Annotated in this window: 14 protein-coding genes; 9 read left to right on the top strand and 5 right to left on the bottom strand. The window is 64.4% G+C overall.

The window, feature by feature from the left end; translation table 11 throughout:
* Nucleotides 1-134 precede the first annotated feature (134 nt).
* Genes PI93_RS20745 through PI93_RS20720 form a run of 6 tightly spaced genes read left to right on the top strand, consistent with a single transcriptional unit; the run spans nucleotide 135 to nucleotide 5,903 of the window.
* Nucleotides 135-1,469, top strand: a complete 1,335-nt coding sequence (locus tag PI93_RS20745) for an LLM class flavin-dependent oxidoreductase (RefSeq protein ID WP_201278406.1) — start codon at nucleotides 135-137, stop codon at nucleotides 1,467-1,469.
* A 43-nt stretch (nucleotides 1,470-1,512) separates the two neighbouring features.
* A complete protein-coding gene (locus PI93_RS20740) occupies nucleotides 1,513-2,553 on the top strand; it encodes an ABC transporter substrate-binding protein (protein ID WP_039365236.1) in 1,041 nt (346 codons plus the stop codon).
* A 2-nt stretch (nucleotides 2,554-2,555) separates the two neighbouring features.
* A complete protein-coding gene (locus PI93_RS20735; protein ID WP_039365238.1) occupies nucleotides 2,556-3,365 on the top strand; it encodes an ABC transporter ATP-binding protein in 810 nt (269 codons plus the stop codon).
* Nucleotides 3,362-4,153, top strand: coding sequence for an ABC transporter permease (locus tag PI93_RS20730; RefSeq protein ID WP_039365240.1), 792 nt, complete (start codon nucleotides 3,362-3,364; stop codon nucleotides 4,151-4,153). The genes PI93_RS20735 and PI93_RS20730 overlap by 4 nt, the downstream gene beginning before the upstream one ends.
* Nucleotides 4,146-4,973, top strand: a complete 828-nt coding sequence (locus tag PI93_RS20725) for an ABC transporter permease (protein ID WP_039365242.1) — start codon at nucleotides 4,146-4,148, stop codon at nucleotides 4,971-4,973. The genes PI93_RS20730 and PI93_RS20725 overlap by 8 nt, the downstream gene beginning before the upstream one ends.
* 27 nt (nucleotides 4,974-5,000) lie before the next feature.
* Nucleotides 5,001-5,903, top strand: coding sequence for a sulfurtransferase (locus tag PI93_RS20720; RefSeq protein ID WP_052240309.1), 903 nt, complete (start codon nucleotides 5,001-5,003; stop codon nucleotides 5,901-5,903).
* Between the two features lie 20 nt (nucleotides 5,904-5,923).
* Here the strand turns inward: PI93_RS20720 and PI93_RS20715 are convergent, their stop codons facing one another.
* Together PI93_RS20715 and PI93_RS20710 are read right to left on the bottom strand one after the other, a co-directional pair.
* On the bottom strand, nucleotides 5,924-6,649 hold the full coding sequence (locus PI93_RS20715; RefSeq protein WP_039365244.1) for a transporter substrate-binding domain-containing protein: 726 nt from the start codon (nucleotides 6,647-6,649) through the stop codon (nucleotides 5,924-5,926).
* Nucleotides 6,650-6,831: 182 nt separating this feature from the next.
* The gene (locus tag PI93_RS20710; RefSeq protein ID WP_039365246.1) at nucleotides 6,832-7,758 is read right to left on the bottom strand and encodes a LysR family transcriptional regulator; all 927 of its coding nucleotides are present in this window, start codon (nucleotides 7,756-7,758) and stop codon (nucleotides 6,832-6,834) included.
* Nucleotides 7,759-7,856: 98 nt separating this feature from the next.
* Here PI93_RS20710 and PI93_RS20705 point away from each other — a divergent pair, with 98 nt between their 5' ends.
* From PI93_RS20705 to PI93_RS20695, 3 genes are all read left to right on the top strand, one after another.
* On the top strand, nucleotides 7,857-11,318 hold the full coding sequence (locus PI93_RS20705; RefSeq protein ID WP_039365248.1) for a molybdopterin-dependent oxidoreductase: 3,462 nt from the start codon (nucleotides 7,857-7,859) through the stop codon (nucleotides 11,316-11,318).
* A gap of 34 nt (nucleotides 11,319-11,352) precedes the next feature.
* Nucleotides 11,353-12,297, top strand: coding sequence for a bifunctional Delta(1)-pyrroline-2-carboxylate/Delta(1)-piperideine-2-carboxylate reductase (gene lhpI, locus PI93_RS20700; protein WP_039365250.1), 945 nt, complete (start codon nucleotides 11,353-11,355; stop codon nucleotides 12,295-12,297).
* 119 nt (nucleotides 12,298-12,416) lie between these two features.
* Nucleotides 12,417-13,865 carry a short-chain fatty acid transporter gene (locus PI93_RS20695; RefSeq protein WP_039365252.1) on the top strand — a complete coding sequence of 483 codons (1,449 nt, stop codon included), beginning with the start codon at nucleotides 12,417-12,419 and terminating at the stop codon, nucleotides 13,863-13,865.
* A 117-nt stretch (nucleotides 13,866-13,982) separates the two neighbouring features.
* Here the strand turns inward: PI93_RS20695 and PI93_RS20690 are convergent, their stop codons facing one another.
* The 3 genes from PI93_RS20690 to PI93_RS20680 all read right to left on the bottom strand — a co-directional run bounded on the left by PI93_RS20690 (nucleotide 13,983) and on the right by PI93_RS20680 (nucleotide 17,233).
* Nucleotides 13,983-14,747, bottom strand: coding sequence for a class II aldolase/adducin family protein (locus PI93_RS20690; RefSeq protein ID WP_167525556.1), 765 nt, complete (start codon nucleotides 14,745-14,747; stop codon nucleotides 13,983-13,985).
* A gap of 62 nt (nucleotides 14,748-14,809) precedes the next feature.
* Nucleotides 14,810-15,799, bottom strand: coding sequence for a substrate-binding domain-containing protein (locus tag PI93_RS20685; protein WP_039365315.1), 990 nt, complete (start codon nucleotides 15,797-15,799; stop codon nucleotides 14,810-14,812).
* 69 nt (nucleotides 15,800-15,868) lie between these two features.
* Entirely contained in the window at nucleotides 15,869-17,233 is a 1,365-nt protein-coding gene (locus PI93_RS20680) for an MFS transporter (protein WP_039365255.1), read from the bottom strand.
* Nucleotides 17,234-17,321 lie beyond the last annotated feature (88 nt).

The following is a 17,321-nucleotide window of genomic DNA, read 5'->3' as shown; positions in this document are numbered from 1 at the left end:
CTGCATGCGAGCCGGCGGCACGATCACGTACCGCCGCGCAACGTATTCGCAGTGGTTCGGGAAGACTGAGATAGGCGCAGCCCATGACTCTTCCGCGCGCCGATCCATGAACAGGTCTTTTCGGGTTGTGTGGCATGTCGAATGTTTCTCCGCGTCAAATGCATCTGGCCGCCTATGTCATGGCCGGGCCGGTTTCCGGTCACCATGGCGGGTGGCGCTATCCCTCTGCACAGCACGACATTCTCTCGGTAGGCTTTTACCGGGAAATCGGCCGCCTGCTCGAAGCGGGCCGGTTCGACATGATCTTCCTGCCCGACATTCAGGCGCTACCGCGACGTCTGGGCGACAGTCTCGATTCGCAATTGCGCCATGGTGCGCTTGGCGCGCTGCGTCTCGATCCGATGGTGGTGCTCTCCGCGTTGGCGGCAAGCACAGAGCATCTGGGGCTCGCCGCCACGATCTCGACGTCCTACTTCACACCGTTCCACGTCGCACGCGCACTGGCGTCGCTCGATCATCTGAGCGCGGGGCGTGTCGCATGGAATATCGTCACGTCGTTTCAGGACGCCGAGGCTCGCAACTTTGGGCTCGACGAGCAACTCTCCCGTGAAGCGCGCTACGACCGCGCCGACGAATTCGTCGAAGTGGCCTGCAAGCTCTGGAACAGTTGGCGCGACGGTGCGCTAACGCTCGATCGTGCTACGCCGCAGTTCGCCGATCCCGCGCAGGTCAGCCCGATTTCTCACCGCGGCAAGTGGTTCAACGTGGAAGGGCCACTGAACGTGAGCCGTCCGCCGCAAGGACGCCCGGTATTTATTCAGGCGGGGGCATCGAGTCGTGGACGCGACTTCGCGGCAAAGTGGGCAGATGTGATCTTCGTCACGCATTCTTCGCAGGACTCGGCGCAAACGTTCTATCAGGACATCAAGGCTCGTGCGGCGCACCATGGCCGCAATCCCGACGACGTGAAGGTCCTTCTCGGCATGGTCCCCGTGGTCGGCGAGACCGATTCGATCGCACGCGACAAGCAAGCGCTGCTCGACGATCTGTGCGATCCGCAGGCCGGTCTCTCGACACTGTCATACCAGCTCGATATCGATCTCTCGCCGTTCCCGCAGGACGATGTCCTTCCCGATCTCGAAGTCGGCGGCGTACAGGGGCATTACAAGGAAGTGGCGGAACTCACGCGCAAGCAGGGCCTGTCGTTGCGCGAGATCGGCAAGCGCTACGGCATCGGTCCGCTGCGCGATTTCAACGGCACGGGGTCGGCCGTGGCCGGCACCATGCAGCAATGGTTCGACGCACGTGCCTGCGATGGCTTCATGGTGCAGATGCCGTATCTGCCGGGCGGCGTCGAAGACTTCGTGCGGCTGGTGGTGCCGGATCTCCAGTCGCGTGGAGTCTTCCGCTCGGAATACCGCGGCGACACGCTTCGCGATCACCTCGGACTCGCGCGTCCCGCGCACTGACACCACGCTCACCTCACGTCACTTCTCGCAGAAGATTTCACTCATGGCACAAGACCATTCGTCGCGGCAGTCTCGCCGTCAGTTCATCAAGCAGGGGGCGGTCGTGGCTACGGCACTGTCCTTCCCCATGATCGCGCGCGCCGCGCCCCCGGTCATTCGCTACGCCACGGCCGGTGTCGTCGGCCCGGGCGAGCTGGAAACCGTTATCACCAGCGACTGGTTCAAGGCGAACGTGCTCAAGCGTCACGGTAAGGAATACGTGATCGAGACCACCACCGCGCGCGGCACGCCCGGCGTGGCGACCTTGCTCGCCGCCGAGCAGGCCGACATCGGCACACTTGCATTCACTAGTTTGGCAACGGCGGTGGCGCAAGAGGCCGTTCCCGGTGGCGTCACGGCGATCGCCGAAATTCATCGCGACGCCGTTCAGGGCTATGCGTCGAACCCGTTTGTCGTGCTTGTCGATAGCCCCGTGCGCTCGATTGCGGACCTCAAGGGCAAGAGCGTGGCGGTGAACGCCTTCAATGGCAGCGTCGACATCATCCTGCGCATTGCGTTGCAGAAGCACGGCCTCGATCCGCGCAAGGACGTGCGCGTGGTCGAAATGCCGTTCGGCAATATCGGACCGGCGCTGCGCCAGAAGCGGGTCGACGTCGGTGTCCTCGCCATGCCGTTTCAGGTGGACGAAGCCAAGAAGGGCGGTATTCGGACGGTGTTCGATGCCGTGGGTGTCGTGCCGCCATACCCCGTGCTGTTCCAGAGCGCGCGCACGCGTTTCCTGTCGGAAAAGTCGGGCGCCGTGCGCGCGTGGCTCGCCGACTACGTTGACGCGCAGCGCTGGATTTACGATCCGGCCAATCGCAAGCAAGTCATTGCGCTGACGGCCGATCTCGCCAAGACACCGGCGGCGTCGCTCGACGAATACTTCCTGACGCCGAAGGACTTTTACCGCGATCCGAGTGCAACCATCACGGCCGCGAGCCTTCAGCCGCCCATCGACGCGATGGCCAAACTGGGCCTGCTGCCCAAGCCGGTGAACATCACGGCGTATGTCGATGCGTCGTATCTCCCGCGCCGAGGCTGAACATGAGCGCCGCAAACGAAGCGCCAGCCGCCATTCATGTCGCAGGATTGTCGAAGTTTTTCGACAAGGCGGGTGAGCGCGTCGTCGCGCTGGAGAACATTGCGCTGGATGTGCCGGCCGGCAAGCTGGTCTCGATCGTGGGGCCGTCCGGCTGCGGCAAGAGCACGTTGCTCTATATCCTCGGCGGCTTTGTCGAGGCTTCGCAAGGCACGTGTTCAACCTTCGGTTCGCCCATTCGGGGGCCGGGGGTCGACCGCGGTGTCGTGTTTCAGGAATATGCGCTGTTCCCGTGGCTGACTGTGGCCGAGAACATTGCTTACGGATTACGCCGCAAGGGTGCGAGCGCCAACGACATTGCGCAAACGGTCGAACGCTACATCGATCTGATTCACTTGAAGGGATTCGAGCGACGCTACCCGCGCGAGCTGTCCGGCGGCATGCGCCAGCGGGTGGCGTTGGCGCGCACGTTTGCCTGCGATCCGAAGATTCTGTTGCTCGACGAGCCGTTTGGTGCACTCGATGCACAGACGCGCGAATTCATGCAGGACGAACTGCTGCGCCTGTTCGATCGCTCAGGCAAGACAGCGCTCCTCGTGACGCACGATATCGACGAGGCGGTGTATCTGTCCGACACGATCTACGTGATGTCGCGTCGTCCGGGCCGGATCGTCAAGCGAGTGGACGTGGATCTCGATCGCACACTGGGCCGCGAAGCGACCATGCTCTCGCCGCGCTTCTCCCAACTGCGCAATGACGTCTGGCTATCCGTGCGCGAGCAAGTCCGGGGTGTGCTGACCGAGGACCCGGTATGAGCGCCTCGCTCAGGCTGGGTCAGCGCTACGCGCCTGCGCTCACCGGTACGTTTGCGGTGGCCGTGTTGTTCCTTGTCTGGCAGGCGGCCGTTCACTGGCATTGGTTGGCCGAAGGCTTTGTGCCCTCTCTCCAGGACATCTGGCGAGCGGTAGTCCATCTCGTGCACACAGGAGAGCTTCAGTCCAATCTCGCGGCGACGTTGATCTCCAGCGCGTGGGGGTTGGCTGCCGGATTGCTGATCGGTGTGCCGGTCGGGTTGCTGATGGCGACGGTGCCGGGTTTCGAGCGCATTGTGGCGCCGGTGGTTCGTTGCACTTACGCTTTGCCCAAGACAACCCTCATTCCGCTGCTTGTGCTGTGGTTCGGTGTTGGCGGCGCGACGAACGTGATCGTGATTGCGGTGACCGCTGCGTTGCCGTTGATCGTCTATTCCCTGCGTGGTGCGCGCGAAGTGCCACGTGTGTTGCTGTGGAGCGCGCGATCGCTCGGCACGTCGCGAGCCGGGCTGCTGTGGCGAGTGGTCTTGCCCGCCGCGTTGCCGCAGATTCTCACCGGTACACGCGTTTCGCTGGGGTTCACGCTGCTGGTCGCCATCTCGTGCGAGATGATCGTCTCGAATCAGGGGATCGGAAAGCTCATCGGGCAATACGGCGATCAGGGCAGCTATGACTATCTCTTCGCTGCGCTGTTCGCGACCACGCTCGTCGCCTATGGACTGGATACGTTGCTGAACGCGTCCACTCGCGCACTGCTGCGCTGGCATGAAACGGCACAACGACATGGCTGATACGCTTGAACTGCAAGACAGTCCCGTTCCGGCGTCTGCCCGCGAGGGCCGTGCTGGCCGTGCGATGGCGGCGCGTTGGTTCCGCGTTGCACAGCCGTGGCTGGCGTTGGCTGTCATTCTGCTGGCGTGGCAAGTCGCGACCGTGCATGAGTGGGTGCGCGCAGTCTTCCTGCCCGCGCCCTCGGTTGTGTTTGCGACGCTGGGCCATCTGATCGCGACCGGAGAGCTTCCGGCGGCGCTCGGCACCAGTCTGCTGCGTGCGGTAGCAGGTGTGGCGCTCGCAGGCGTGATCGGTATTCCGCTAGGGTTCGCGATGGCCGAGTCGCGTGTGTGCCGCTGGCTGTTGTCGCCCTACGTGGCGTTTGGCTTTCCGTTACCCAAGATCGCGCTGATTCCGGTGTTCACGGTATGGCTGGGGATGGATAGTCTGTCGAAGATTGCGCTTGTCTTTGCGACTTGCGTGTTTCCGTTCATGGTTGCCGCAGAGTCGGGGGCCTCGCTTGTCTCGCCCAAATTGCGTTGGGCGGCGCAGTCGCTCGGGACACGTCCCGATGCGCTGTTCCGCTACATCATCTTGCCGGCGACGGTGCCGGCCCTGCTCTCCGGCGTGCGCATCGCCTTGCCCATTGGCCTGATCACGGTGTTCACTGCGGAAATGGTCACCGGCGGCGGACTCGGTGAGGCGATCGTGCAGGCGCAGCGCTATTTTCAATCGGCGCAGGTCTACGCTTACGTGCTGGTCACGATGGCCGTCGGCTATCTGGCCGATGCCGGTATCGCATGGACGCAGCGTCGCTTCGCCGCGTGGGCCGACGCCTGAATCACGTCGCTCAATTGGAGCTTTTGCATGTCCCTGACCCTATCGTCTGCCGGCATTGAGCCCGGCTTTCTCGTCTCCACCGCGTGGCTGTCCGATCACCTCGACGATCCGACGTTACGTGTGTTCGACTGCAGCGCGACGATGGTGGTCGACCCGGTCATCAAGCAACGCGTGCAGCCAGAGCGCGCCGCCTTCGAGGCGGGCCACATTCCCGGTGCGCGATTCATCGATATCGATGCTCAGCTTTCGGACCCGGATCATCAGTTCCATTTGATGCTGCCGCCGCCCGCGGCATTTCGGGACGCTGTCGAAGCGTTGGGCATCGGCGACGACAGCCTCGTGGTGATCTACAGCACCGGTTCGATCTGGTGGGCAACGCGGATCTGGTGGATGTTGCGCGTCTACGGTTTTACCAACGCGCATGTCCTCGATGGTGGTCTGGCGCGTTGGCGTGCAGAGGGGCGCGCATTGGCGCAGGGCGATGAGGCGAGCGTGCCGAGGGGCGACTTTACTGTCGCGCCGGTGCGGCCTTTCGTCGCCGCCCGCGCCGACGTCGAACAAGTCGTGCGGGGCATCGAACCGACGCGTCTCACCCGATTGGTCAACGCGCTTCGACCCTCTCAGTACAGTGGCGAAGAGTTACCGCGCAAGGGGCGGCCCGGCCACATTCCCGGCAGCATCAACATTCCGGCGGCGAGCCTGCTCGACGCCGATAGCGGCCGCTTCCTCGACGACGACGGACTGCGCGAACGCTTCGCCGCGGCCGGTATCGACGAACAAACCCCCGTCATCGCCTACTGCGGCGGCGGTGTCTCTGCCAGTCTCGTCGTGTTCGCCCTGATGAAATTGGGCCATGCGAACGTTCGCCTTTACGACGCCTCGCTCGGCGAGTGGGGGAGCGCGCCCGAGTTGCCGATGCAGGTTGAGTGACGCCGTCGACCGTCGACGACTCAGGGCGCAACCGCTGCGCCGGAAATCTGATGGCGACGTAGGGCGTCGGCCACGAATCCCGACGCTTTCATGTCTTCGACGAAGGCGGCGAGAAACGCGTCGGCCTGCGCCCCACGCCCGATTGCCAACCCCATCGCCTGACGAATCACCATGAAGCGCTCGCCCAGCAGGCGGTAGCCGGGCGTGCCTGCGATATCGGCTTCGATCTGCTGCTTCACGCCAGCCGCGACTTCGTAACCCCCTTCGAGGAACGTCTTCACGACGGTGGGCGATGTCGGTGCCCGCACAATCTGCGCATGTTGCAATTCGCGTGTGAGGAAGAGGTCGTATGCGCTGCCTTTGCCGACCACCACACGCGTGCCGACCTGATCGACGTCCGCGTTGGTCTTCACGGCGGACGCCTCGGGCACGAGGTAGTAGCCTTCGATCAGCACGTAGGGCGCGGTGAAGGTAATGGTCGCTGCCCGTTTCGGATCGACGGCGAAGAAGCCGACATCGGCGCCGCCCGCCGACACTACGTCGACGGACTTCCCGGCGGCATCGACCGTGATGAGTTCGAGGGGCACGTTCAGCCGCTGTGCCAGCGCTGCCGCCAGAGCGACCGAGATGCCGCAAGGTCTGGACTGTGCGTCCAGCCCTGCGAGGATGGGGTTACCCAGATTGATGCAGGCACGCAGCACGCCGGTCGGTGCGAAGGTGGCAGCGAGAGAGGGATCGAGTGTCATGGCGCTCAGGGTGGGTCGCAATATGTGCCATCTTACCGATGGCGATGGCATTGAGCACCCCCCATCCAATGGCGCTAAGCGAACGTCTTGGCCGAGAGCAACGTCAGCTTGCCGATTCGATCGTGATGTCCGGGGGGAGGGAGTCCGAGCGCGCGTCATCACGCGGCGCGCACGTCGGTCGATCACTCGACACCCATATGACCGCGATCGTTAATTTCGCGGATGAGCGAGCGCAACGCGCTGACGATGCGCTCGGTCAATCCTTCAGGCGGACGTCGCTCCGCCCACACGAGCCCCACATCCATCGAGGGCACGCCCGTGCTCAGATCCCGCCGCAAGATTCGTCCACCATCGATCGACCAGGGGCGATAGACGAGATCCGAAAGAATCGACACGCCATATCCCTGCGCGACCAGACTGCGAATCGACTCGATGGAGCGCGTGCGGAAATGCACGACCGGTTCGACGTGCGCCGCATGCCAATAGCGCTCGACGGTCTGCACGTGTTCGTCCATATCGAGTAGCAGGAAGCGCTGGCCGCGCACGTCGTCGAGTGTGACGCTCGCCTTGTCGAGCAACGGGTGTCCGGGATTGGTCCAGAGACGGCGCGTTGAGCGCAGCAGCGTATGCGAGACGAGTCCGTCGGCCACTACATTGGACACCAGCAACAGCGCCAGATCGACGTCGCCCGCGAGCACCGCCGTTTCCACGGCCTCACGGTCGCCCTCGATCAGGGTGAGTTCGACGTTCGGAAAGCGCTTCGACAAGGTGCTCGCCACCGAAGGCAACAGATAGGCGGAAATCGTCTCGGTGACGGCAAGCCGCAGACGCCCGCCCGCATCGTCCGGCAAGGTGCGCGCTTCGTGAAGGGCATCGTCGGTGGCGTTCAAAATGCGATACGCATGCCGCAGAAACCGTTCGCCGGCCTCGGTCGGCCGCAGTCCTTTCGCGTGCCGGACGAACAACGGCGCGCCCACAATCACCTCCAGATTCTGCAACGCGATCGTCAGCGATGACTGCGACGCACTGCACCGTTCGGCGGCCCGCATGACCTGCCCGGTCTCGGCCACGGCCACGAAATACTCGATCTGACGCAGGGTTGGCTTCATTTAAAAAATCAATATTGCAAAGTATATTTTTTATATTAGTAATAAAACGAGCGGCTGTATAGCATCGGAATCTCGATACCTATAGAGATGCACGGGACATGGTTCAGGAGGTCAAGCCCGGGTTCTGTACGTTGTGCAGATCCCGCTGCGGCACGCTCAATCGCGTGGAAAACGATGCACTGATTGCGGTCGAACCCGATCCGTCGCATCCGAACGGCGCTGCCATGTGCCGCAAGGGGAAGGCTGCACCGGAACTGGTGCATCACCCCGACCGGCTGACCACGCCGTTGCGCCGGACAGCGCCCAAAGGGGCGGACGATCCCGGCTGGGAACGTATCTCGTGGGACGAAGCCCTGACCGAGATTGCCACGCGACTGGGCGACATCCGTCGCGAAAGCGGGGCACATGCCGTGGCCTTCGGTGTGACGACGCCGAGCGGTACGCCACTGTCCGACAGCATCGACTGGATCGAGCGTTTCATCCGGGTGTTCGGCAGCCCGAACACTGTCTATGCCACGGAAATCTGTAACTGGCACAAGGACTTCGCGCACGCCTTCACGTTCGGTTGCGGCATGCCGACGGCCGACTACGCACAGGCGGACGTGATCATGCTCTGGGGCCACAATCCGACGAGCACATGGCTGAGTCAGGCCAACGCCATCGGACGCGGACGTGGCCGGGGCGCGAAGCTGCTCGTGGTCGACCCGCGCAAGACGCCGCTCGCCGCCGACGCCGACGCGTGGCTACCGGTGCGACCCGGCACCGATGCGGCATTGGCACTCGGTCTCGCCCGCCGGCTGATCGACACCGGCCGTTATGACGAGACCTTCGTGCGCCGGTGGACCAATGCCCCATTGCTGGTACGTAACGACAATGGCCTTTTCCTGCGGGCGAGAGACCTGACGACGTCGGCGACCTGTGCGGTGCCCGATGCCTTTGTGATCTGGGACGAGGTCAACAGTGCACCTCAGACCTACGACACGACGCAGGCGCTAAGCCGCGACGCCGCCAATCACGCCGCGTTGCGCGGCGAATTTGCCGTGAAGGCCGATGACGGTTCGCGCATCGTCTGCCGCCCGGCGTTCGATCGTCTGTGCGAAGGACTGGCCGAATACGATCCGGTGACGGTGAGTGAGTTGTGCGGCGTTTCGCCGGCACAACTCGATGCCGCGGCGGACCTCTTTACGGGCGCCCAACGTGTGGCTTATCACGCGTGGTCCGGTGTGGCGCAGCATGCGAACGCCACGCAAATCGAACGCGCCATCGCTGTGCTCTATGCGCTGACGGGCAGCTTCGACCGGCGCGGCGGCAATCGCGTCATGACACGTCAACCTGTGAACGCCGTGAGCCAGCACGATCTGCTGAGTCCCGAGCAGCAAGCGCGGGCGCTGGGTATCGATGCGCGTCCCCTGGGGCCGCCAGCGCGAGGCTGGGTGACGGCGCGCGATACTTACCGTGCGATTCTCGAGGGTGATCCCTACCGCGTGCGAGCGCTGTTCTGCTTCGGCACCAATGTGCTTGCGTCGCAGGCCGACTACGAGATGGCGCGCAACGCACTCGAAGCGCTTGAATTCCATGTCCACTGCGATTTGTTCGAGACGCCGTCGGCACGTTATGCCGATATCGTGCTGCCAGTGAATACGCCCTGGGAGCGTGAAGGATTACGTGCCGGTTTCGAGATCGACGACCGGGCCGATGCGCTGATTCAACTGCGTCAGCGTATGGTGTCGCCGCGCGGCGAATCGCGCAGCGACAACGACATCGTGTTCGATCTCGCCGTGCGTCTGGGGATGGGCGACGCCTTCTTCGGCGGCAGTCTCGAAGCGGGTTGGAATCACCAGTTGGCCCCGACGGGGCTCGACGTGCAGACGCTGCGTGCGCATCCCGAAGGCATTTCGCGTGCGCAGCCGCAGTACGAGCGCAAGTACGCGCGTGTCGAGGCGGGCGGCGTGCGCGGGTTTGCCACCGACACCCGGCGCGTCGAACTGTACTCCGAACGGCTCGCACGTCACGGGTATTCGCCGGTGCCCGTGCATGTGGCGGCGCGCGCCGCGACCGAAGACGAGGCCAGGCGTTTCCCGCTGGTCCTCGGCTCGACCAAGAATGGCTACTACTGCCACAGTCAGCATCGCGGCCTGGCGAGCTTGCGCATGCGTGCACCCGATCCGTTGGTGCATCTGCATCCGTCGCTGGCAGCACAGAAGGGCATCGCAGAAGGCGACTGGGTGAGGGTGATGACGCCGGCAGGTGTCGCACGCTTTCGTGCCGCGTTCGACGCGGGCCTCGGCGCCGATGTATTGCTCGCGGAGTATGGCTGGTGGCAGGCATGCGACAGCGTGGGCCGTCGCGGCTACGCCATGGCGGGTGAGCCGTCGAGCAACTACAACGCACTGGCGACGACGCAGGAGATCGATCCGATCAGCGGATCGTCGCCGTTACGCTCATTGCGTTGTGACATCTCGCGCGACGCGGCGAGCGATCCGGCCCGTCGCCCGTGGCACGGACTGGCGCGCTTTCGCATTGCCGAACTCCACGCCGTGGCCGACGGGGTGCGCGCCATCGCACTCGAGCCGCTCGACGATGTGGGCTTGCCCGACTATCTGGCGGGACAGCACGTGAGCGTGCGCGTGCCGATTCCGGGCCACGCGCAGCCCGTGACACGCGCCTATTCGCTCACGGCGCCGGCCAATGCGCGCGAGCGTCGCGGCTATCGCATTGCTGTGCGGCATCAACAGGGGCGCACTCGCGAGGGCGAGGCGTTCGAGGGAGTGGTTTCCAGTTGGCTTAACACCGGTGCTCGTGTGGGCGACGTCATCGAACTGGGCGCGCCGTCGGGACGCTTCGTTCTGCCGCTGCAAACGCGTCAGCCAGTGGTCTGCTTCGCGGGCGGTATCGGCATCACGCCCTTTCTCTGCTATCTCGAGTCGCTGGCGGAGCAAGCGGATCGGGGGACGGCGCAGACCCCCGAGGTGTGGTTGCACTATGCCAACCGCAACGGCGCCACGCACGCGTTTCAGGCAAGACTGGCGGCGCTCGCGCAGCGGCTGCCCGACGTGCACATCGTCAATTATTACGACGCTCCACGCGAGACCGACGTGCTTGGCCGCGATTACGCATCTGCGCAACGGCTGTCTGCCGCTGTGGTGTCCGACGACCTGATCGCACGCCGCGCACGCTTCTACCTGTGCGGTCCGGAGCCGATGATGGCGGCCGTGACGGACGGACTTGTCACCCGTGGCGTGCCTGCGTTCGACATATTCAAGGAGGCGTTTCGCTCGCCCCGCGCGCCGCGTGTCGATGCCAATGCGGCATGGCCGGTGACGTTCGCCCGGTCGGGACGCGAAGCCGTCTGGACCGCCTCGCACGGCAGCCTGCTGTCGTTTGCTGAGTCGTTGGGGCTAACGTTGCCCAGCGGCTGCCGCGTCGGGCAATGCGAGAGCTGCGCGGTTCGCGTGCTGTCCGGCGAGGTCGATCACATGACCGATGTGGCGCTCGACGAGCCGGGCATGTGTCTGGCGTGTCAGGCCGTACCGCGCGAAGCCGTCGTGATCGACGCCTGAGATTTCCATCCCACTTCAGAGAGGAACCTAGTTCATGAAAATCATCGACGCTGCCGCCACCCGCGATGCACTGGCGTTCGGCCCGTTGCTGGACGCGTTGCGCACCATGTTCGTAGCGGGTTGCGAAGTGCCGTTGCGCCACACGCACGTCATTCCGGAACCGGACACGCAGGCCGCGATGACCGTGCTGATCATGCCGGCCTGGCAGCCGGGCGGCCTGATGGGGATCAAGACGGTGAACATTGCGCCGGCCAACGCGCAGCGTGGCGTGCCGGGGCTGCATTCGACCTATCTGCTCTACGACGCGACGAGCGGTGTGCCGCTCGCGCAGATGGACGGCAACGAGATCACGTCGCGCCGCACGGCGGCCGCCTCGGCGCTGGCCGCCTCGTATCTGGCGCGTGAAGAGGCTTCACACCTCGCGCTGCTTGGCGCAGGGCGTGTCGGGTCGCTGGTGCCGCTGGCGTACCGTGCCGTGCGTTCGATCACGCGCGTGAGCGTCTGGGATCGCGACGCGCGGGCCGCCGGGCGTCTGGTCGAGCACCTCCAGGAGCAGGGTTTCGACGCCGTCGCTCGTGACAGCGCCGAAGCGGCTGTCGAAGCGGCCGACATCGTCACCTGTGCGACCCTCGCCACCGAGCCGGTGGTGCAGGGCGAATGGCTTGCACCGGGCGTGCATCTGGATCTGATCGGCAGTTTCACGCCGCAGATGCGCGAGGCAAGTGACACGTGCTTCGCAGGCGCATCGTTGTTCGTCGATACCGAAGAAGCTCTGGCGAAATCGGGCGAACTGCTCGGTCCGATGTCACGCGGTGTGTTCTCGGCGCAGGACGTGCGCGGCACGCTGGCCGATCTGTGTCGCGCGGGACGTTTGCGTCGCGAAAGCGCCAGCGAGCGGACGGTGTTCAAAGCCGTGGGCACGGCATTGGAAGATCTGGCGGCGGCCAGACTCGTCTGGCAGGCAACGCAGCCCGCCTGACAGCGTCAACGTAAGGCGTGACACGGGGAAGGTGGTGGCGGGGGACAACACGGGAACACGGGGCGGGCAGTATGTGACGCAGCGTCGCCGATCAATACACACATAAGGGAACGCAGAGCATGAAACCGGGAACTTCACTATCGAGCATGACGGAGGCGCCGCAAGACGGCGGTCTTCTGGAGCGTCTGGCGGCGTCGGTCACCCGTTGGTCCGAACGCTGGTTTCCCGACGCATATCTCTTCGCCGCGCTGGCGGTCATTGTATGCGCGGGCGGCGCGCTGGCTATCGGTGTGCCGGCCGTCAAAGTGGGCGTGGCATTCGGCGACGGCTTCTGGAGTCTGATTCCATTCACGATGCAAATGGCCATCGTGGCCATCTCGGGCTATGTGGTGGCGGTCTCGCCCCCGGCGGCGTTGCTGATCCGCAAGATGGCGGCCTTGCCGCGCAGCGGTCGCAGCGCCGTGGCCTACGTGGCGTTCGTAAGCATCGTGCTCTCGCTGTTCAACTGGGCCATCAGTCTGGTGTTCTGTGGGTTGCTGGTACGGGCAATTGCGCGACGCGAGGACATCCGCATGGATTACCGTGCCGGCGGGGCGGCAGCATATCTGGGCATGGGAGCAACGTGGGCGCTGGGCCTGAGTTCGTCGGCTGCGCAGTTACAGGCTAATCCGGCGAGTCTGCCGAAGGCGCTGGTCGAGATCACCGGGGTGATTCCGTTCTCCGACACCATCTTCCTCCCGCAGTCGATGGCGATTGCCGCCGTGCTGACCGTGGTGTCCGTGTTGCTGGCGTATTTTTCGGCACCGCGTGACGCCCGTGCGACGGTGGCTGCCGACCTTGGCGTCTCGCTCGACGACACCACGAAGACCTATGCCAGGCCGCAGCGCCCGGGCGATTGGCTCGAGTACAGCCCGATCGTCACGGTGCTGATCGTGGCGCTCGGCGTGCTCTGGATCGGGCACGAGTTCACCACGAAAGACCCATTGCTGGCGATCTCGAACCTGAACACCTACAACTTCGTGTTCCTGATGCTCGGCATGCTGCTCAACTGGCGTCCGCGCCGCTTTCTCGATGCCATTGCGAAGTCGGTGCCTTCGGTGGCGGGCGTGTTGATCCAGTTCCCGCTGTACGGCGGCATCGCCTATCTGCTGACCAAAGCGCCCGGTATCGATGGGCAGACGCTTTCGCATCATCTGTCGAGCTTCTTCGTGGCGATCTCGTCGCAGTCGTCCTTCCCCGGCGTGATGGGCGTGTACTCGGCCGTGCTGGGCTTCTTCGTGCCGTCGGGCGGAGGCAAGTGGATCATCGAAGCGCCTTACGTCATGCAAGCCGCCAACGATCTGCAGGTGCATCTGGGATGGGCGGTGACGGTGTACAACGCCGCCGAAGCACTGCCGAATCTGATCAATCCGTTCTGGATGCTGCCGCTGCTCGGCGTGCTCGGTCTGCGCGCTCGCGACGTGGTGGGTTACACGTTCACGCAACTACTGGTGCACTTTCCCGTGGTGATCGTCATGTTGTGGCTGTTGGCGCAAACGTTGACTTACCATCCGCCGGTCATGCCCTAAGGGTGTCGAGTGTGTCATTCCCCCGACGTCGGACAGTCGGACGGCGACGTCAAGGGGAGTGCCATGTCGGAGGGACGGTGCCGTGGAGATACCGGATACCGTCGCGCCGATCCTCGCTCAATCGCCGCGCAGTGCTGCGACCTGACGTTTCCACAATGTCCACGGGCGTTCGATCACACCCAGATTGGTCGCGTTGGCGCGGTTGCCCTCTTCGGGGTCGAGGTAGGTCACCTCGCCACCGAGCGCGATGGCCTTCGATTGCATGCCCGCGTTCAACTCGGTGTAGATGGCCCGGTACACGGCGGCGGGTAGCGACGGGGCGGTCGCCACGAAGCCGTGTCCGCGCATGAGTGCCACGTCGGCGTCGCCCAGCGACTCGGCGAGCGCTTTGCCTTGATCGCCATTGCGGACCAGCATGTCCGTGCAGCCGAAGCAATGCCGGATGTCGAACACCGGGGCGCCGCTGCCGAGAAAACCTGCCATGTGATAGACCGGACGCAGCCGCACGGACGACGCCGCGAACGGGATCACCGACGGCGAGTGACTGTGCACGATCGCTGCCACGTCCGGACGCGCGCGGTAGATCTCGCTGTGAATCCACGTTTCGAGATAGCGCTTGCGCGTGTCGCCATCGACCGGTTGGCAATCGAGATCGAGCGTGAGAATGTCGCCGGGCGTCACCAGTTCGGGCGCCATCGATTGCGCGATCAGAAAATGAGCCGGATTGCGCGGGTCGCGAACGCTCACATGACCGAAGCCGTCGAGCACCTCGTGATGCGCGAGGATGTGGTTCGCCGCAGCGAGGTCTTCGAGGAGTTGCGCCATCGACCGGGCATCGTGTTCGGTGGGCGCCGGCGTGTAGGGAGTAGCAGCTTGCGTCATGATCGGGACAAGTGAAATACCACTGAAGAAGGATGGGGCGGAATGTTGGCAGCGAGCGGATCTCAGACCCGCACGGCGGCAGCCACCTCGGGAGGAAACAGTTCGTCGGCCTGCATCGGGCGGTGACAGACACCTTGCTCGAAGGCGAACCGCAGAAAGGCGTCGAGCGTCACGCGGTTCGGCGCAATGCCATAGGGCCATGGGTCGCCACCGAACATCGCGCGCGCCTGCGCGGCGCGCTGACTCATCCACGGCAGTGGAAAGTGTGAGCAGGTGATGTCTTCGAGACGTGCGATGCTGGCGTCTTTTGCCTGCGTAAAGGCCTTGAGCAGGTTGCCCGCGATCCATCGATTTGCCGTAAAGACATCGCGCCGCATCACGATCAGATGCATGATCGGGAAGATGCCGGTTCGCTCGAAATAGGCGCGCTCGGCCGTCTCGAAGTCTGGCAGCAGCCGGACGATGTCCCGCTCGCGACCCGGCGGCGGTGCCGGCGGACGCGCGCTGAGAATCGCATCGATGTCGCCGTCGAGCAGCATGGCCGTGAGCGACTTCTCGGGCGAGGGGCGATAGCGCACGCCGTCCGGTACGCGCACGGCGACCTTCTCGCGTCGCCCGGCCTGATTGACGCCACCCTGCACCCATTCGACATCCGTGAGCGCAATGCCCTGATCGTGCGTGAGCCATCCGCGCGAATAGACGGATGCCGTTTGCGCCCACTCCGGCACGCCGATTCGCTTGCCGCGAAGATCGGCGCTCGACGCCACACTGGCGTCGCCCCGCACGTAGAGAGACGACAACCGGAACACGCGCGACGGAAAGACCGGCAAGCCGATCAGACGATCGTCGCCCTGCGAGCGTAGCGACGCGTACTTGGCCAGCGACATCTCCGAGAGATCCCACTCCTGAAAGTGGGTGGTGCGATAGAAAATCTCTTCGACCGGCAGCACCGATGGCACGAGATCGATCCCTTGTGCGGCCACCCGGCCGTCGAGCAGGTCGCGCACATGATCGTAGTCGTTGACGGCGAGCGAGAGAGTGAGCTTTGACATGACGCGCTCCAATGCGCAGTCTCCAGCGTGGCGCGAGCGCCGGAACGGCGCTCGCCCATTCGCAGAGGATCAGTGGCCGAAGGCCGGGGCCTTGGGCAGGGTTTCGGGGCGAGCGACGAGGAACACGAGTACGGCCGCCGTGACCAGTGCGGCGCCGAGCACGAAGAACATCACGCCGGCGCCACCGGTCGCCTGTTGCAGCAGGCCGGCAATCGCCGGACCGCACATTGCCCCGACGCGGGCAATGCCGAGGTACAGGCCGACGCCGGTGCTGCGAATCTCCGTCGGGTAGCTCACGGCGACGAGGTTGTTCAGCACGGTCTGCGTGCCGATGACGAACATGCCGGCAACCACGATGCCCACAAACGTCACGGAGCCGCCGGTGATGGTCCCCAGCACGCCGATGGCCGCCGCACCGCACAACCAGGCGAGCGACATGGCCAGACGGCGATTGCCGATGCGATCCGCCACAACGCCGGTGAGCAGACTGCCGAACGCCGACGCGAAGACGAGCAGCGAGCCGTAGGCAAAACTCGTCGACAGGTTTTCGCCGCGTTTGAGCATGATCGTCGGCAGCCAGCCCGACAGGCCGTAAGACGAGAACAGCGACAGCGCGCCCATTGCCCACAGGCAGATCGTCTGACGGCGGAATTCGCTGGAAAAGAGCGCGGCGACCGAGCCGGCTTTCACACCGGCATCGGGTGAGGTGAACGTCGCGTGCGCGAACTCGCCGGCCCGGGCGGGCCAAAGGCGTGTGAGTTGTGCCCGCACTTCGTCCTGACGGCCGCGACTGGCGAGAAACGACACCGACTCGGGCAGCGCGAATTGCAGCGCCAATGCCAGCACGACTGAGAGCGCGCCGACGTAGTACATGCTTTGCCATCCGTACTGCGGAATCAGCCACGCGGCAATGAAGCCGGATGCCGTTGCGCCCCCGATCCAGCCGCAGGAGAAGAACACAATGGTGAAGACGTTGGCGCTGCGCTTGGGGGCGATCTCGTTGATGTAGGTGACGGCCACCGGCATCAACAGGCCCAGCGAGATGCCCATGACGAAGCGCAGCGCGATGAAGGTGCGCAGATCATGCGCGAACAGGGCGATGGCGAGACTCATCAACCCGGAGAGCCAGATGCCTGTGAGCAGCACGCGGCGGCGTCCGATGCGATCGCTGAACAGTCCCGAGACGGCCGAGCCCGCGGCGAATCCGGCGAGTCCGCAGGACAGCAACACGCCGATCTGGCTCGGTGACAGATGCCACAGCGCGCTCACGTCGTGAACGATATAGGCCGCGTTGTAGAGGTCGAAGCCGTCGAACAGCAGGATGAGCGCGAGCAGCGTGCCCAGCCAGTAGTGAAACGCCCCGAGCGGGGCGGATTGCAGCGCGTCGCGAACGTCGATACGTTCCGATGGCCGCGACGGGGTCTCTTGGGTCATGCCTTGTCTCCGAATGGGGCGACCTGTCGGGCGTTCCGGAAAACCGGGCTCGCAGTGTCTTTGTCTTGTGATCCGGAGTTGACTTTAC

This window comes from Pandoraea fibrosis, from assembly GCF_000807775.2.
Taxonomy (GTDB): domain Bacteria; phylum Pseudomonadota; class Gammaproteobacteria; order Burkholderiales; family Burkholderiaceae; genus Pandoraea; species Pandoraea fibrosis.
This window is presented reverse-complemented; position numbering and strand designations above follow the sequence as displayed.

Bases quoted from the DNA above. Each gene is read 5' to 3' on its own strand.
- PI93_RS20715 (WP_039365244.1), bottom strand. From the start codon at position 6,649: ATGACACTCGATCCCTCTCTCGCTGCCACCTTCGCACCGACCGGCGTG.
- PI93_RS20725 (WP_039365242.1), top strand. From the start codon at position 4,146: ATGGCTGATACGCTTGAACTGCAAGACAGTCCCGTTCCGGCGTCTGCC.
- PI93_RS20735 (WP_039365238.1), top strand. From the start codon at position 2,556: ATGAGCGCCGCAAACGAAGCGCCAGCCGCCATTCATGTCGCAGGATTG.
- PI93_RS20690 (WP_167525556.1), bottom strand. From the start codon at position 14,747: ATGACGCAAGCTGCTACTCCCTACACGCCGGCGCCCACCGAACACGAT.
- PI93_RS20705 (WP_039365248.1), top strand. From the start codon at position 7,857: ATGGTTCAGGAGGTCAAGCCCGGGTTCTGTACGTTGTGCAGATCCCGC.
- PI93_RS20745 (WP_201278406.1), top strand. From the start codon at position 135: ATGTCGAATGTTTCTCCGCGTCAAATGCATCTGGCCGCCTATGTCATG.
- PI93_RS20680 (WP_039365255.1), bottom strand. From the start codon at position 17,233: ATGACCCAAGAGACCCCGTCGCGGCCATCGGAACGTATCGACGTTCGC.
- PI93_RS20720 (WP_052240309.1), top strand. From the start codon at position 5,001: ATGTCCCTGACCCTATCGTCTGCCGGCATTGAGCCCGGCTTTCTCGTC.
- PI93_RS20685 (WP_039365315.1), bottom strand. From the start codon at position 15,799: ATGTCAAAGCTCACTCTCTCGCTCGCCGTCAACGACTACGATCATGTG.
- PI93_RS20710 (WP_039365246.1), bottom strand. From the start codon at position 7,758: ATGAAGCCAACCCTGCGTCAGATCGAGTATTTCGTGGCCGTGGCCGAG.
- PI93_RS20730 (WP_039365240.1), top strand. From the start codon at position 3,362: ATGAGCGCCTCGCTCAGGCTGGGTCAGCGCTACGCGCCTGCGCTCACC.
- PI93_RS20740 (WP_039365236.1), top strand. From the start codon at position 1,513: ATGGCACAAGACCATTCGTCGCGGCAGTCTCGCCGTCAGTTCATCAAG.
- PI93_RS20695 (WP_039365252.1), top strand. From the start codon at position 12,417: ATGAAACCGGGAACTTCACTATCGAGCATGACGGAGGCGCCGCAAGAC.
- lhpI (WP_039365250.1), top strand. From the start codon at position 11,353: ATGAAAATCATCGACGCTGCCGCCACCCGCGATGCACTGGCGTTCGGC.